This window comes from Arthrobacter sp. UYEF21 (assembly GCF_040546085.1).
Classification (GTDB): Bacteria; Actinomycetota; Actinomycetes; order Actinomycetales; family Micrococcaceae; genus Arthrobacter.
Genome location: NZ_JBEPNF010000008.1, coordinates 138,253 through 152,658 on the forward strand (window position 1 = coordinate 138,253; position 14,406 = coordinate 152,658).

The window sequence follows — 14,406 nt, forward strand, 5'->3', positions numbered from 1 at the left end:
TTAGACTGCTCGCTTCCTTAGCCGCCGGCGCTCACGCTCGGAAAGGCCGCCCCAAATGCCGAACCGTTCGTCGTTTGCCAGCGCGTATTCCAGGCACTGTGAGCGCACATTGCATGCACCACAGACCTTCTTGGCGTCGCGCGTGGATCCGCCCTTCTCCGGGAAAAAAGCTTCCGGATCGGTCTGCGCGCAAAGGGCATCAGTCTGCCAGCCGAGTTCACCTTCATCATCAAAGTCCTGCCTGAACGGCAACCCGATCCACACTGGCTGGGCAGCTTCCGCCACGGAGGTGCGCAGTTCCATGGGCGGATCCAGGTCGTCATCGTCCTGGCCGTGCCCGCCGTCAAGGAGCGCCTCGTGCGCGGCCAGGAAGGCGGTGGCCTGGTCCTGGAGGGGGTCTTTGGTGTTTCGGTTGTAACGGTCCGCTGCGTCAGGATCGGCGGGATCCACATACCAGTCGCTCGGTACGCCCCGTGCGCGGTATTTAGCCGTTGCCTGGCCGGCCACTACGGCGTCTTCATGGATACGCTCTGCTTGCCCCACGGCGACCCTCCTGAAAGTTTGCAGCCACTGCCTGGCCCCTTGGCACTCGGTTGCGTGCCGGTATCTACGCAGTGGCTTTCGATATCTAATTACACGTGTGTAACTAGCAGCGAGTCAAGCCGCGGCAGGAATACTAATCAACTGTCCCGGCCAAACCCTGTCACGCCACGCCCGGGAATTTTGCGCAGGATCCGGCACGCCGGACCAAGGGTGGGCCTCGACATAGCACCGGGAGACCCCGATTCCCATGAATACCGGCCAAAACTACAGGCGCCGCCCCAATAAGACAAATGAGGTTACAAACTACTGTGAGCAACATCACAGGATGGCCGAGGTGGGGAACCACCCCTCCTGATGGTCGGCGCTCCCCGTCTCAGGAGGTCGTAGAGGGGCCGTGGCAAGATGGTGGGATGAGCATCCCGGCGATCGATCTGATGACTTCCCTGCGTTCCGGCCACGCCACATCGCCGCGCCTTACTTGGTACGGCCCTGACTCCGAGCGCGTTGAACTTTCCGGCCGCGTCCTGGACAACTGGGTGGCAAAAACGGGCAACCTGCTGCAGGACGAGCTTGACGCCGAGCCGGGGATGCGGCTCGGCCTTGACCTCCCGGCGCACTGGAAATCCTTGATTTGGGCCCTGGCCGCCTGGCAGCTCGGCATGGGGACTGTCCTGGACGGAGGCGAGGCCGAGTTACTCGTCACCGACAACCCCGAAAGCGTCACCGGAACGTACGACGCCGTGATCGCTGTTGCGCTGCCGGCGCTTGCCATGCGGTGGCCGGGGGAGCTGCCCGCCGGAGTTATCGACTATGCCGCCGAGGTTCGCTCCCACGGCGACGTCCTGATGCTGCATACAGACCCCTCCGCAAACAGCTTCGCCATTTCGGGCAGCGACGGGCAGCGGCACCTCCACGAACACCTGCTGTCCGGGTTTTCCGCCACCCACGATGAAGGCGTGCGGCTGCTGGTCAGGGCCTCGGACGGCATGGAAGCAGCCCTGTCCAACTCACTCGGCGCGTGGCAGAACGGCGGCTCGGTGGTGCTGGTCCATCCCGACGTGCAGCTGACAGAGCAGCTCCTCGCCGCCGAACGCGTCCAGGGGAAGTAGCGGCGCGGGAAGGTAGTTCCGCGCCCGGCGCGGAGCCGGGTGCTAGGGCTGCCGGGGGGGTTCGGTAACGTCCTGCTCTGGGCGTTCCGCGCCCGGGGCAGCTACAGCTGCGGCCGTTTCGTGATGGTGCACTTCGATGAGCTCGTGGTCGTGGGAGAACTCCGGCTCCTGGTCCAACTCCTCGTTGAAGACCCAGAACCGGTAAGCGAAGAACCTGAAGATGGTGCCCAGGATCAGGCCCACAACACTGCCTGCAATAAAGAGGGACGGCTTATCGTTCAGCTCGAGAATGTATTTCGCGAACCAGACGCAGCCGGAAGCGATCAGGAGCCCCACCAGGTTCATCACGGCGAACAGCCCCGCTTCGCGGAGCACATTGGCCTGTTTGCGGTGCCGGAATGTCCAGAAGCGGTTCGCAACCCAGGAGAAGATGCTCGCCACGATGGTGGCTATAGCCTTCGCCCATACCTCACTGCCGTGCATGGGGCCGGTAAACAGCCAGATGAAGACTGCCGAGTCAATGACGAAGGCCACACCGCCAACGGCTCCGAATTTCGCAACCTCGCGCCAAAACAGCGAGGCTAGCCCCCGGATACGTTCTGCGAGTGAATTAATCATGACCCTCCATGGCCGTCCGATCTGTGGGCCACACGGCCAGAGGTCTATTTTAGCGCCGAATCTGGGAACCGCCCCGCGCACCAGGTCCCGCGGCGGCCAGATTACCTGCTTTCCGGGCATCGTGGCGCCCGAAGTCCGGGATCCGCCGAGCTTTTCTGTAGGCTGACACATGTGACTTTTCCAGTGATCGGCGTGGTTGGCGGCGGCCAGCTCGCGCGCATGATGGCCCCAGCCGCCACCGCCCTTGGTTTTGAACTCCGTGTGTTGGCCGAAGGCGAGGACGTTTCCGCCGTTTCAGCCGTGTCCACTTCACCAGTGGGTGACTATCGAGACCTCCAAACGCTCCTCGACTTCGCGGAGGGCCTCGATGTCATGACGTTCGACCACGAGCATGTCCCCACGAACCACCTCCGCGCGCTTCAGGCCGCCGGCGTGAACGTCCAGCCCGGGCCGGACGCACTGATCAACGCCCAGGACAAACTGGTTATGCGGGCGGCAATCGACAGGCTCGGGCTTCCAAATCCGGAGTGGGCTGCGGTCTCCGATGTCCCCGCGCTGGTGAGCTTCGGCGACAGCATCGGCTGGCCGGTGGTTCTCAAAATGCCCCGCGGCGGCTACGACGGCAAGGGCGTTCGAATTATCGACTCCGCCGAAGCCGCGGCCGGGGCGGCTCCGTGGTTTGAGGCAATGAGCCCGCTGCTCGCCGAAGCCAAGGTTGATTTCAGCCGCGAGCTGTCCGCGCTGGTCGCGCGGACCCCGGACGGCGAAGCGAGGGCCTGGCCGGTGGTACACACCATCCAGGTGGACGGTGTGTGCGATGAAGTCATTGCGCCCGCGCTGGGCATTCCCCTGGATGTGGCAGCGGCAGCCGAAAACGCCGCACTGCGGATTGCCAGCGAACTGGGCGTGACCGGCGTGATGGCCGCCGAACTTTTTGAAACGCCCGGGACCGGCGCCGGCTTCCTTATCAACGAACTCGCGATGCGGCCCCACAACACGGGCCACTGGACCCAGGACGGTTCAGTGACCAGCCAGTTCGAGCAGCACCTGCGGGCGGTACTGAACCTCCCGCTGGGCGCCACTGACGTGCTGGGCCCCGTGGTGGTGATGAAGAACTTCCTCGGCGGCGACAACCAGGACCTGTTCTCCGCCTTCCCCGCCGCCCTCGCGAGCGAGCCGGCGGCCAAGGTCCACTGCTACGGAAAGTCCGTGCGTCCCGGGCGAAAAATTGGCCACGTCAACCTGCTGGGGGCTTCCACCGATGACGTGGACTCAGTCCGGCAGCGCGCCACCCGGGTGGCGGCGATCATCCGCGACGGCCGGGTTCCTGCCGAAGAACCAGCACGCATTTCCGAGGAGAACGCATGAACAGCGACACCACCACCGGCACCAACCTGACCGGGGTTGACACCGAAACCGCACCCATCGTCGGGCTGGTTATGGGTTCGGACTCGGATTGGCCGGTCATGGAGGCCGCAGCCGATGCCCTGGCCGAATTCGGCATCCCTTTTGAAGCAGATGTGGTCTCCGCGCACCGGATGCCCACGGAAATGATCCGGTACGGGCAGACGGCCCACGAACGCGGCCTGCGCGTCATCATCGCAGGCGCCGGCGGAGCCGCACACCTTCCCGGCATGCTGGCCAGCGTGACTCCGCTTCCTGTTATTGGTGTCCCGGTCCCGCTGAAGACCTTGGACGGCATGGATTCCCTCCTCTCCATCGTGCAGATGCCGGCCGGCGTGCCGGTCGCCACCGTGTCCATAGCCGGCGCCCGCAACGCCGGCCTGCTGGCCGTCCGCATCCTCGCCTCGGGCACGGACGCACTGGCAGCCTCGCTCCGCGCCGACCTCGTGGACTTCGCCCAGGAGCTCAACGATGTCGCCGCCCGCAAGGGAGCCAACCTCAGGCAGAAAGTCAGCGAAGTCTTCGCTGACGGCAATGGCGTCCTCCGGGGCGGCCGCTAGGTACGGGAACATGTCCAGAAGCGAACCGCAGCACCCCGCCCCCGGCACCGTCATGACCGACCCCGTACGGTTTCCGTCCGGCGCCCCGTCCCCTGTCCGGACCAAGCGGGCCTTTGTCCTGCTGCTGATGACTCTTCTGGTGCCCGGAAGCGCGCAGATTGTGGCCGGTGACCGTAAAGTCGGCCGAACCGCCCTGCGGGTGACCCTGGGCGTCTGGGTGGTGCTGGTGGCAACAGTGCTGCTGTTTATCTTCAACCGCACCCTCCTGATCAATGTCATCACCAACCCGTTCGCTTCGCTGGTGATCATCGTGCTCCTGGTGGCGCTCGCCCTCGGGTGGGCGTTCCTCTTTATCAACACCCTTCGGCTCATCAGACCGGTCCTCTTGGCGCCGGGGGCGCGTCCCGCCGTCGTGATTTCGCTTGTCATTGCCTTGGTCCTGAGCAGCGGCACGTTGGGTTACGCCGCTTACCTGCTCAACGTGGGGCGCAATGCCATTGGCAATATCTTCTCGGCCGGGCCAGCGATTGATCCGGTGGAGGGCCGCTACAACTTCCTGATGATGGGCGGTGACGCCGGCGATGACCGCACGGGCCGGCGCCCGGACAGCCTTTCCGTCCTCAGCGTGGACGCCAAGACCGGCCAGACCGCCATCATCTCCGTGCCGCGAAACCTCCAGAACGCCCAGTTCAGCGAAGACTCCCCCATGCGCAAGATCTACCCGGATGGGTACAACTGTGGTGACGAGTGCCTGATCAACGCCATCAACACTGAAGTAACGAATGAGCACGCCGACCTCTACCCTGGGGTGGCCGATCCCGGTGCGCAGGCGACTCTCGAAGCAGTCTCAGGGACGCTGGGCATTACTGTCCAGGCCTATGTTCTGGTGGATATGGCGGGCTTCGCCAAACTCATCGACGCTATGGGCGGCATCAAAATCAAGGCCGGCGGCTGGGTTCCGATGAGCGGGTACTTCGACGAGGTTACGCGCACTCACGGCATGCCATTGGGCTGGATTCCCGCCGGTGAACAAACACTCGATGGCGAGCATGCACTTTGGTACGGACGGTCCCGCGAATACGTCGACGACTACTCCCGCATCCAGCGTCAGCAGTGTGTCCAGCAGGCCATGCTGAAGCAGTTGGACCCGGCCACGCTGCTGTCCAAATTCGAGGACATCGCCAGCGCGGGCACCAAGGTGGTGGAGTCCACCATCTCCTCGTCCCAGCTCGGCAGCTTTGTGGATCTTGCCATGAAGGCCAAGGGTCAGGAAGCCAGGCGGCTCACCATTGGTCCGCCCGACTTCGACGCTTCCTTCTCCACGGTGCCTGACTTCGACGTCATCCACGACAAGGTGGACCAGCTTCTGGCATCTGCTTCGGGCCCGAAGGCTGCAGCGTTCGTCGACGGCGTGGTGCAGCCCCCCACGGCTGGCGGACATTTGCAGGCAGCCGGACCGTTGCAGGCTGCTTCCGGACTGGCAGGCGGTTGGCCCGCGCAACAAACTCCCCCGCCGTCGTCGGACTTCACACCGGTGACCACAACGTCCGACGGCAAACCGATCACCGAGGAGCTGCTGAACCAGCTCAAGCGCGAGGGTAACGAGGAAGCCATCCGCCAACTCGTGGCCACCAACGGTCAGTGCGCGCCCCTGTAGGCGTGCCGCCCGCCCTGCCCCACTTACACACTTACACACTTACTGAAGAGCTGAATACTAAGGATGGACCCGGCTTTGTACGAACTTGAAAACGCCCTCCGCGACTATGCCTGGGGTTCCAGAACAGCCATCGCAGAGCTTTTGGGGCGCCCCGCGTCCGGCGGACCGGAAGCCGAACTGTGGGTCGGTGCACACCCCGGCGCCCCGTCTATGGCCCGCCGGACTGACGGCTCGGAAACACCACTGGATGCGTTGATTGCCTCAGATCCGGAGCACTTCCTCGGCAGCGAATCAGTGGCGGAATTTGGGCCGCGGCTGCCATTCCTGGCAAAGCTTCTTGCGGCTGCCCAGCCCTTGTCGCTTCAGGTTCACCCCAGCATCGAGCAGGCCAGGGCAGGATTTGCGCGGGAAAATGCTGAAGGCATCGCCCCGGACGCAGCCAACCGGAATTACCGTGATGACAACCACAAGCCGGAGATGATCCTTGCGCTGACCCCCTTTGAATCGCTCTGCGGATTCCGGGATCCTGCAGTCACCCGGAAGATCCTGGCCCACATTGGCGCATGTTTCGACCTGATGGAAACCGAGGTGCCGCCCCTGCTGACCGAACTGATCCATTTCCTCGAAAATCCGGACGAGGGCACCGGTTTGCGGGCTGCCTTCGAACGTCTGATTCAGGGCGGCGACGATGTCCCGCGGGCCACGGCGACGGTGGCCGCAGCCCTGATCTCCGGCGCTTCGCTGGCACCGTACCAGACGGAGCTTTCCACGGTCATCACCCTCCATGAGCAGTACCCGGGTGATCCTGGCGTACTGATCTCGCTGCTGCTCAACCGCATATCGCTGGCCCCCGGTGAGGCTGTCTACCTGCCCGAGGGAAAGATCCATGCCTACCTCTCCGGCCTGGGAGTAGAGGTCATGGCCTCCTCCGACAACGTGCTCCGGGGCGGTCTGACACCCAAATTCATTGACGTGTCCGAACTCCTGCGCACCGTCGACTTCACTTCCGTCCAAGTCCCGATGTTGAACCCGGAAATTTCCGGACTGGGCCAGCAGCTGTACCGGCCCCCGTTCCGGGAATTCCAGCTTCAGCGGATCGAGCTGGCCCCGGGCGGGGCGCCGGTCCCGCTTGCCCAGTCAGGCGCCGTCGTCGTGATTGTCGTGGAAGGCGCGGTGTACCTCGACTCGCCCAAGGGCGACCTGGAACTGGGCCGCGGCGGCAGCGCATTCCTGGCCGCCTCCGAAGCTCCGGTGAACGTCCATGCTGTGGCAGGGGTTACGGAGACGACCGTTGCATTCGCCGTCACCACCGCGCTCAGCGCCGGGTAACCCGTTTCAGCAGGCGGCGTGCTGCCTGCAGGGCCTTGCGGGCAGCAGGCATGGCCCGGGCGTAGACCGGGTAGAGCGGCGACAGTGGCTTCTCCCAGGTTCCCATCAGCATGTTCTCGTGCTTGGCGAACTGTTTCTTGAAATCGGAGATGCCGTCGTTGAGCAGGCCGTTGAAGTCATAGCGGCAGCAGCCGTCCTCGCGCATGGCACGCAGGGCAGCCCATTTCACGCCGTAGTTCACCCGCTGCTTTTGGCCCTCGGCAGAGACGCCGCCGTAGAGCTCGAACGCGGTTGCCCCGCTCCGGGACAGCCAGACGAAGGACAGCAGCTGATCACCGTCGAAGGCTCCGATGATGGGTGAGCCCTCGCCCAGGTTGGCCCAAATGTCCCGGTAGTACTGGTCTTCGTGGATCCCGAACCCCGCCCGGGCAGCCGTCTCGTGGTAGATGCCCAGCACCTGCTCCAGCTCCGCCGCCGCCGCAACCTTCCGGAAGTCCACCTCGCTGCGCATTGACTTGCGGATGTTGGCGCGCGTGGACTTGGACATGTCGGCCATGAGCTCATCGTCGGTCTTGGCCAGGTCGAGGATGAGGGTCCGCGGGATAAGCACGGTGTTGGCGGAGGGCTTGAAGCCGGCGGCAGCCACTGCGGGGGCGAAGGGAGACTCTGCGTCCCAGTCCGGTTCGATACTCAGGGCCACGCCGTGGTGGCGGGAGGAAGCGTAGCCGGCCAGCTGTTCAAGGACGGCGGTGGCGTTGTCTTCGGAGCACATCGGTCCGCGCGGCACGTACACCAGGGCGCCGAACGGGGATGGCAGCTTCCGGACCAGCAACTGTGCGCAGCCGAGGATGTTCTCATCGTCGGTGACCAGGACCCGGTCCACGGACCAGCCGTGCATGGCCTTGGTCTCACCCCAGCCCCATAGTTGCTGCGGATGGCCCTGGAACCGGTCAACATAACCGTCCCAGACGGCGCGGTCAGTACAGGGCACAACGGCAAGACTCATGAATTCAACCCTATACCAACGGCCTGCCGCGGCTGGCCGTACAGCGTCCGCGGCGACAAGGCAGGCCGTGGGCAGGCAGCGAGCCAGGCTGCAGGCACAAAAGGGCGCCACACCGCAGCAGCAGTGTGGCGCCCCTCGCGCCAAACCCGTCGATTAGTTCTTGCGGGCGTAGCCTTCCCACTTGCTGGCCTGGTGCTCGCCATCAACGAAGCGGATGGTGCCCGACTTGGACCGCATCACGATGGACTGGGTCAGGACCTTGTCCTTGGAGTAGCGGACGCCCTTGAGGAGGTCGCCATCGGTGATGCCAGTGGCCGCGAAGTAGCAGTTGTCGCTGGAGACGAGGTCGTTGGTGGACAGCACCCGGTCCAGGTCGTGGCCGGCGTCCAGGGCCTTCTGCTTCTCTTCGTCGCTGGTGGGCCACAGCCGGCCCTGGATGACGCCGCCGAGGGACTTGATGGCGCAGGCGGCAACGATACCTTCAGGTGTGCCGCCGATGCCCATGAGGGCATCAACGCCGGTGCCGGAGCGTGCGGCGGCAATCGCGCCGGCAACGTCGCCGTCCATGATGAACTTGGTGCGCGCACCGGCTTCGCGGATCTCCTCGACCAGCGGGCGGTGACGGTCACGGTCCAGGATCATGACGTTGAGCTGGTTGACCTTCACGCCCTTCGCCTTGGCGATTAAATGCAGGTTCTGCTTCACCGGGAGGCGCAAGTCGACCATGTCGGCGGCTTCGGGGCCGGTGACGAGCTTCTCCATGTAGAACACCGCGGAGGGGTCGAACATGGAACCCCGCTCAGCCACGGCGAGGACGGCGAGGGCGTTGTTGATGCCCAGGGCAGTCAGCCGGGTGCCGTCGATGGGGTCCACGGCAACGTCACACTCGGGGCCCGTGCCGTCGCCAACGTGTTCGCCGTTGAACAGCATGGGGGCTTCGTCTTTTTCGCCTTCGCCGATGACCACAACGCCGTTGAAGTGGACGGTGTGAAGGAAGGATCGCATGGCGTCGACGGCGGCGCCGTCAGCTTTGTTCTTGTCGCCGAAACCAACCCAGTGGCCACCGGCGATGGCTGCGGCTTCGGTGACGCGGACGAGCTCAAGGGCAAGGTTGCGGTCCGGCTCGTCGATACCCACAGCAAGTGAGGGCGAGATCGTGGAGTACTGCTGGGTCATAGGCGCTGGTGACACGTGAACCTCTTCTTTGAGTGGCGATCATTGGACCCGCTCAGCCGGGTTCAGCCGACGCGGTGATTCCTCTGCTACTGATCATAGTCGCGGCGCCACTCCCGGGTGCCGGCATGACGTCCCCGCGCAATATGTGCCACCGGCCCGGACCTCAACCCCAAATGTGAGTTGGGCCCGCGCATGGGTGACTATAGAGGGGTGAGTGAAATGCAGGAAAAGACCAGCCAAGAACCAGATCCCTCGGACTCCGGACGCAACGGACAGGGCACGCCGATTGGTGACCAGCCTCCCGTAAAGCCCGTTATTGCGGCCGCAGCCGCCAAACGCGCCAATGCGTCAGTGATCGGCATGATCGTTGCCCTGGTGGTCAGCATTGCCGCTTTCCTCCCCATCCTCCTGATGAATCCCCTTCCCAAGAGCGACGGATTCCGCCCTGACATCGACGTCGGTGCGGTGGCCCGGAACGCTACGGATGTGGCGGGATTCACACCCGCCGCGCCGGACACGGCCGGTGCATACAGGCCCAATTACGCACGCTGGGAGTCCGGCAGCGGCAGTGGCGTTCCCGCGTGGGAGGTGGGCTACGTCACACCGAAGGACTCCTTTATCGGCCTGGTCCAGACCCGGCAGTCCAATCCCACCTGGCTTCTTCAGAAGACCAAGAGTGCTCCCGTCACAGGAACCCGCGATGCGGGCGGCAAGGCCTGGGAGCTCCGGGACGCAGGCAAAGGCGAGAAGAGCATGATCCTGAACTACCGCGGAACCACCGTTGTCCTGACCGGGGCTGCGCAACTGGACGAGTTCGCCGTCCTGGCTGACGCCGTCGTGAAGTCTATGGACGGCAATCCGCCCGTAACGGTTTCACCGTCCGCCAGTCCGGCGCCGTAAGGTAGGCCAGTGGCTACCTACCTGACCCCTGCCCTTGCCTGGCGCCGCATGCGCGAAGGCAACGAACGCTTTGTTGCCGGCGAATCCTCGCATCCGAACCAGGACTCGTCCCGCCGATCGTCGCTGGTGGAGAACCAGCACCCGTTTGCCGTGATCTTCGGCTGCTCGGACTCCCGCCTCGCTGCGGAGATTATTTTCGACCTGGGGCTGGGAGACGCCTTTGTGGTGCGCACCGCAGGGCAGGTGATTGACGACGCCGTACTCGGCTCGCTCGAGTACAGCATCAGTGTGCTGGGGGTACCGCTGATCGCCATCCTCGGCCACGACAGCTGCGGGGCAGTAAGCGCCACCAAGGACGCCGTCGAAACCGGTCAGATGCCCGGCGGCTTCATCCGGGACCTCGTGGAGCGCATCACACCGTCCGTGCTGACATCCCTGCGGAACGGCGAGCACGAGATAAACGACATGGTGGTGGAGCACGTCAAGCAGACGTCCCAGCGCCTTGTGGACAGTTCGCGTGTGATTTCTGCCGCAATCGAGGACGGCCGCGCCGCAGTGATCGGCTTGTCCTACAGCCTCGCCGAGGGCCGGGCGAACGTGGTTTCCGGGATCGGCGAGATCTAGCGCGGACCCCCTCCAACCCCCGTAGCAATGCGGTTCACGGTTTTAGCCCCGGGCGTACCTCGTCCTAAGCTAGCCCCATGACTTCCACTGAAGAATTCCGCATTGAACACGACACGATGGGCGAAGTCCGCGTCCCCGTGAACGCCCTGTACCGTGCACAGACGCAGCGTGCAGTTGAGAACTTCCCCATCTCCGGCAAGACCCTGGAACGGGCGCACATCGAGGCGCTCGCCCGGGTCAAGAAGGCTGCTGCCCAGGCCAACGCGGAACTTGGGGTGCTCGACGGCGAGCTGGCCAAGGCGATCGCGGCGGCTGCCGATGAGGTAGCTGCCGGCAAGTACGACAGCGACTTCCCCATCGACGTCTTCCAGACCGGTTCCGGTACGTCCTCGAACATGAACACCAATGAGGTCATCGCCGAATTGGCTTCGCGCGCCCTCAAGGCCGCCGGCAGCGACAAGGTTGTGCACCCGAACGACCACGTCAACGCCTCCCAGTCCTCCAATGACGTTTTCCCCACCTCGGTCCACGTCGCTGCGACCTCGGCCCTGATTAACGACCTCATCCCGGCCCTCGGCTACCTGGCGGAGTCGCTGGAGCGCAAGGCCGTCGAATTCAAAGACGTCGTCAAGTCCGGCCGCACCCACCTCATGGACGCCACCCCGGTCACCCTGGGCCAGGAGTTCGGCGGCTACGCAGCCCAGGTCCGCTACGGCATCGAGCGCATCAACGCATCCCTCCCCCGCGTCGCCGAAGTTCCGCTCGGCGGCACGGCCGTGGGAACCGGCATAAACACCCCGGCCGGCTTCCCGGAGCGCGTCATCGAACTGCTCGCAACCGACACCGGACTGCCGCTGACTGAAGCCCGCGACCACTTCGAAGCCCAGGCAAACCGCGACGGCCTTATCGAAGCGTCCAGCCAGCTCCGCAACATCGCGATCTCCTTCATGAAGATCAACAACGACCTCCGCTGGATGGGCTCCGGCCCCAACACCGGCCTCGGCGAAATCGCCATCCCGGACCTGCAGCCCGGCTCCTCGATCATGCCCGGCAAGGTCAACCCTGTCATCTGCGAAGCATCCATCATGGTCTGCGCCCAGGTCATCGGCAACGACACCGCTATCGCCTGGTCCGGCACCAACGGTGCCTTCGAGCTGAACGTCGGTATCCCGGTCATGGCCGCCAACCTGCTCGAGTCCGTGCGGCTGCTGGCCAACACCAGCCGCGTGATGGCCGACAAGATGATCGATGGCATCACCGCCAACGTGGAGCGCGCACGCTTCCTGGCCGAAGCTTCGCCGTCCATCGTCACGCCGCTGAACAAGCACATCGGCTACGAAAACGCTGCCAAAATTGCGAAGAAGGCTGTGGCCGAGGGCCTCACGATCCGCGAGACCGTGGTTGCCATGGGCTTCCTGGAACGCGGCGAACTGACCGAACAGCAGCTGGACACCGCCCTGGACGTTATGTCCATGACGCGCCCGCCGCACAAGGCATAAGTCCCCACCGCCTCCCTTGGCGGCGGAGGCCCCGGAGAATAACGACGGCGGCCGGCACCTTCCCCACGGAAGGCGTCGGCCGCCGTCGGCGTCTCTGACGGGATTCTTTTGCACTCTTGTTGATTGGTGCAAAATTTCACTTCGTGGAAAATAGTGCACCCAGTGACGGTGGTCTCCGTGAGCGCAAGCGCCGCCAAACCCGCAAAGCTGTCACCGCGGCCGCCCGCGCGTTAACCGCAGCCAAAGGCCTCAACGGCTTCACGGTGGAAGAGGTCTGCGACGAGGTGGGCATCTCCTGCCGAACGTTCCATAACTAGCCTGTTCAAAAACCGCAACTTCATCAACGCCACCGCAATCGGCTTTACCCTGGGCCTGGGCATGTTCTCGGCGATTGCCTTTGTTCCCACGTTCCTGCATGGGCGGATAAGCGCTAAGTCCACTGGCCTGCCGGGCGGCCGAATCAGGCGGGCAGGCCGAATCAGGCGGGCAGCAACATGGCAGCGGCGGCCCCCGCCAGCATAAACGGGCCAAATGGAATGGCGGACTTTAGAGTGCCACGGCGGGCCGCCAGCAGCGCCAGCGACCAGAGGCCTCCCAGCAGGAACGCCGCGAACGTCCCGGCAAACACGTGCGCCCAGCCGAGGTAGCCGAGGTACATCCCCAGGACGCCTGCCAGCTTGACGTCGCCGAAGCCCATGCCAGGTGGGTAGACCAGCCGCAGGACAAAGTAAAAAACCCAGAGAACGGCTCCCCCGGCAAGTATCCGCAGCGCCGGTACCCCCAGAAGTTCCGCACCGCCGTCGGGCGTTACCTGCAGCGCGCCGGAACCGGCAACCACGTGCGCGATTGCGGCCGCCAGCAGCAGAACCCCAGCCACAGCGTATGAGGGAAACACAATCCGGTTGGGCAGCAGGTGGTGGCGGACGTCGATAACCGTCAACCGCGCCGCCATCACCAGAAAGTACCCGCATGCAGCAAGCACCAGCCAAAACGCCACCGGGGTGTCGTCCCACAGTCCATCGAGTCGTCGGATCACCCCTCGGATGCTACTGGATTCTGGCGCAGGCCCGCAGAGCCCACGCGTAAACTGTGGATATGTCGACATGGGACACCAGGCGCCGGCCGGATCCGGAGGGCAGTGCCGCGGCCACTGACCTGACCGCAATGTTCCGGAACCTGTGCCGGTCTTCCCCTTGGAAGTGGCAGTCCTTGCGGTTTGAATACTGGGATGAGCCGTTCGCCGAGGCTCCCGATCCTGCAGCCCCGCTGGTCCGGGCTTGGCTGCGGCGGCCCGGGGCGCTCCGTTTAGAGACCGCTGACCGTCTTGTCCTCCACAGCACTACCGGCATCAATGATTCCAGGGACGGGCTGTACATCAGTTCAACACGGAAATCTTGGCTGCTGCCGCCTCACCTCGTGGCGCCCGTTTACGACGACGGCGGCCTGGTCAGGCGCCGACCGGAAGCCGCGTACGGCGAACCAGGCTTCGGGAACGGCCGCTTCTCGGCCGCCCTCGATCCCGTGGAACTTGCGGGGAACGCGCCTGCGCCCCTCGAATTCCCCGGGTCCAACGCGGTTGCGGTGGACAACGTGCGCCGAGTGGATCACCACGGCCGGTCGGCACTGGAGGCAACGGTCACGCCTACCGCCTCCTACCGTGCCACGGATCCCGCAGCGCCGCTCTGCCAGCCCGGCCCCAACCGTGTGCGCATCGACCTGGAGACAAGCGTCTGTGTCGCCAGTCAGTCGCTGGAGGGGCCAACACCGGACTATGGCCATTGGATCCGGATCATCGCCCTTGACGAATACATGCTGGATGACCTCTTCCTCGCCGAGTCCATGAACCTCACGGACGTCCGCCGCCACATCAGCTGGGACATTGGCGCCTAGGTGCGTGGGTCAGAAATGACAGGCCCTAATTCTTAAAACGCCGACAGAATAACCATGTCCTCGTAGGGGCGGCTGGGAGAATCGTGGGCAT

Annotated in this window: 15 protein-coding genes; 10 read left to right on the forward strand and 5 right to left on the reverse strand. The window is 64.4% G+C overall.

Features of this window, described 5'->3' with window-relative positions; all coding sequences use genetic code 11:
* Nucleotides 1-543, reverse strand: coding sequence for a WhiB family transcriptional regulator (locus ABIB27_RS10680; protein ID WP_354215155.1), 543 nt, complete (start codon nt 541-543; stop codon nt 1-3).
* Between the two features lie 410 nt (nt 544-953).
* Here ABIB27_RS10680 and ABIB27_RS10685 point away from each other — a divergent pair, with 410 nt between their 5' ends.
* Complete coding sequence (locus tag ABIB27_RS10685; RefSeq protein WP_354215154.1) at nt 954-1,652, forward strand: TIGR03089 family protein; 699 nt, start codon at nt 954-956, stop codon at nt 1,650-1,652.
* A 42-nt stretch (nt 1,653-1,694) separates the two neighbouring features.
* Here ABIB27_RS10685 and ABIB27_RS10690 read toward each other — a convergent pair whose 3' ends face one another.
* A complete protein-coding gene (locus tag ABIB27_RS10690) occupies nt 1,695-2,270 on the reverse strand; it encodes a GtrA family protein (protein ID WP_354215153.1) in 576 nt (191 codons plus the stop codon).
* A 171-nt stretch (nt 2,271-2,441) separates the two neighbouring features.
* Here ABIB27_RS10690 and ABIB27_RS10695 point away from each other — a divergent pair, with 171 nt between their 5' ends.
* From ABIB27_RS10695 to manA, 4 genes are all read left to right on the forward strand, one after another.
* Nucleotides 2,442-3,638 (forward strand): 5-(carboxyamino)imidazole ribonucleotide synthase, encoded by a 1,197-nt coding sequence (locus tag ABIB27_RS10695; RefSeq protein WP_502909174.1) that lies wholly within the window; start codon nt 2,442-2,444, stop codon nt 3,636-3,638.
* The gene (purE, locus tag ABIB27_RS10700) at nt 3,635-4,234 is read left to right on the forward strand and encodes a 5-(carboxyamino)imidazole ribonucleotide mutase (RefSeq protein ID WP_354215152.1); all 600 of its coding nucleotides are present in this window, start codon (nt 3,635-3,637) and stop codon (nt 4,232-4,234) included. Before ABIB27_RS10695 ends, purE begins: the two co-directional genes overlap by 4 nt.
* Nucleotides 4,235-4,244: 10 nt before the next feature.
* Nucleotides 4,245-5,891, forward strand: a complete 1,647-nt coding sequence (locus tag ABIB27_RS10705) for an LCP family glycopolymer transferase (RefSeq protein WP_354215151.1) — start codon at nt 4,245-4,247, stop codon at nt 5,889-5,891.
* Between the two features lie 75 nt (nt 5,892-5,966).
* Entirely contained in the window at nt 5,967-7,220 is a 1,254-nt protein-coding gene (manA, locus tag ABIB27_RS10710; protein WP_354215150.1) for a mannose-6-phosphate isomerase, class I, read from the forward strand.
* Here the strand turns inward: manA and ABIB27_RS10715 are convergent.
* A complete protein-coding gene (locus ABIB27_RS10715) occupies nt 7,207-8,226 on the reverse strand; it encodes a lipid II:glycine glycyltransferase FemX (RefSeq protein ID WP_354253864.1) in 1,020 nt (339 codons plus the stop codon). The genes manA and ABIB27_RS10715 overlap by 14 nt on opposite strands.
* A gap of 153 nt (nt 8,227-8,379) precedes the next feature.
* The gene (gene glpX / locus ABIB27_RS10720) at nt 8,380-9,402 is read right to left on the reverse strand and encodes a class II fructose-bisphosphatase (protein ID WP_354215352.1); all 1,023 of its coding nucleotides are present in this window, start codon (nt 9,400-9,402) and stop codon (nt 8,380-8,382) included.
* Between the two features lie 219 nt (nt 9,403-9,621).
* On the opposite strand from glpX, the gene ABIB27_RS10725 reads away from it, so the two are divergent.
* The 4 genes from ABIB27_RS10725 to ABIB27_RS10740 all read left to right on the forward strand — a co-directional run bounded on the left by ABIB27_RS10725 (nt 9,622) and on the right by ABIB27_RS10740 (nt 12,742).
* Nucleotides 9,622-10,302 (forward strand): DUF4245 domain-containing protein, encoded by a 681-nt coding sequence (locus ABIB27_RS10725; RefSeq protein ID WP_354253867.1) that lies wholly within the window; start codon nt 9,622-9,624, stop codon nt 10,300-10,302.
* A 9-nt stretch (nt 10,303-10,311) separates the two neighbouring features.
* Nucleotides 10,312-10,926, forward strand: coding sequence for a carbonic anhydrase (locus tag ABIB27_RS10730; RefSeq protein WP_354215148.1), 615 nt, complete (start codon nt 10,312-10,314; stop codon nt 10,924-10,926).
* A gap of 77 nt (nt 10,927-11,003) precedes the next feature.
* The gene (locus tag ABIB27_RS10735) at nt 11,004-12,425 is read left to right on the forward strand and encodes a class II fumarate hydratase (protein ID WP_354215147.1); all 1,422 of its coding nucleotides are present in this window, start codon (nt 11,004-11,006) and stop codon (nt 12,423-12,425) included.
* Nucleotides 12,426-12,568: 143 nt separating this feature from the next.
* Nucleotides 12,569-12,742: a TetR family transcriptional regulator gene (locus ABIB27_RS10740; RefSeq protein WP_502909175.1), complete on the forward strand. Its 174-nt coding sequence runs from the start codon at nt 12,569-12,571 to the stop codon at nt 12,740-12,742.
* A 161-nt stretch (nt 12,743-12,903) separates the two neighbouring features.
* Here the strand turns inward: ABIB27_RS10740 and ABIB27_RS10745 are convergent, their stop codons facing one another.
* A complete protein-coding gene (locus ABIB27_RS10745; RefSeq protein WP_354215146.1) occupies nt 12,904-13,461 on the reverse strand; it encodes a prepilin peptidase in 558 nt (185 codons plus the stop codon).
* A 59-nt stretch (nt 13,462-13,520) separates the two neighbouring features.
* Here ABIB27_RS10745 and ABIB27_RS10750 point away from each other — a divergent pair, with 59 nt between their 5' ends.
* A complete protein-coding gene (locus tag ABIB27_RS10750) occupies nt 13,521-14,315 on the forward strand; it encodes a hypothetical protein (protein ID WP_354215145.1) in 795 nt (264 codons plus the stop codon).
* The last annotated feature ends 91 nt before the right edge of the window (nt 14,316-14,406 follow it).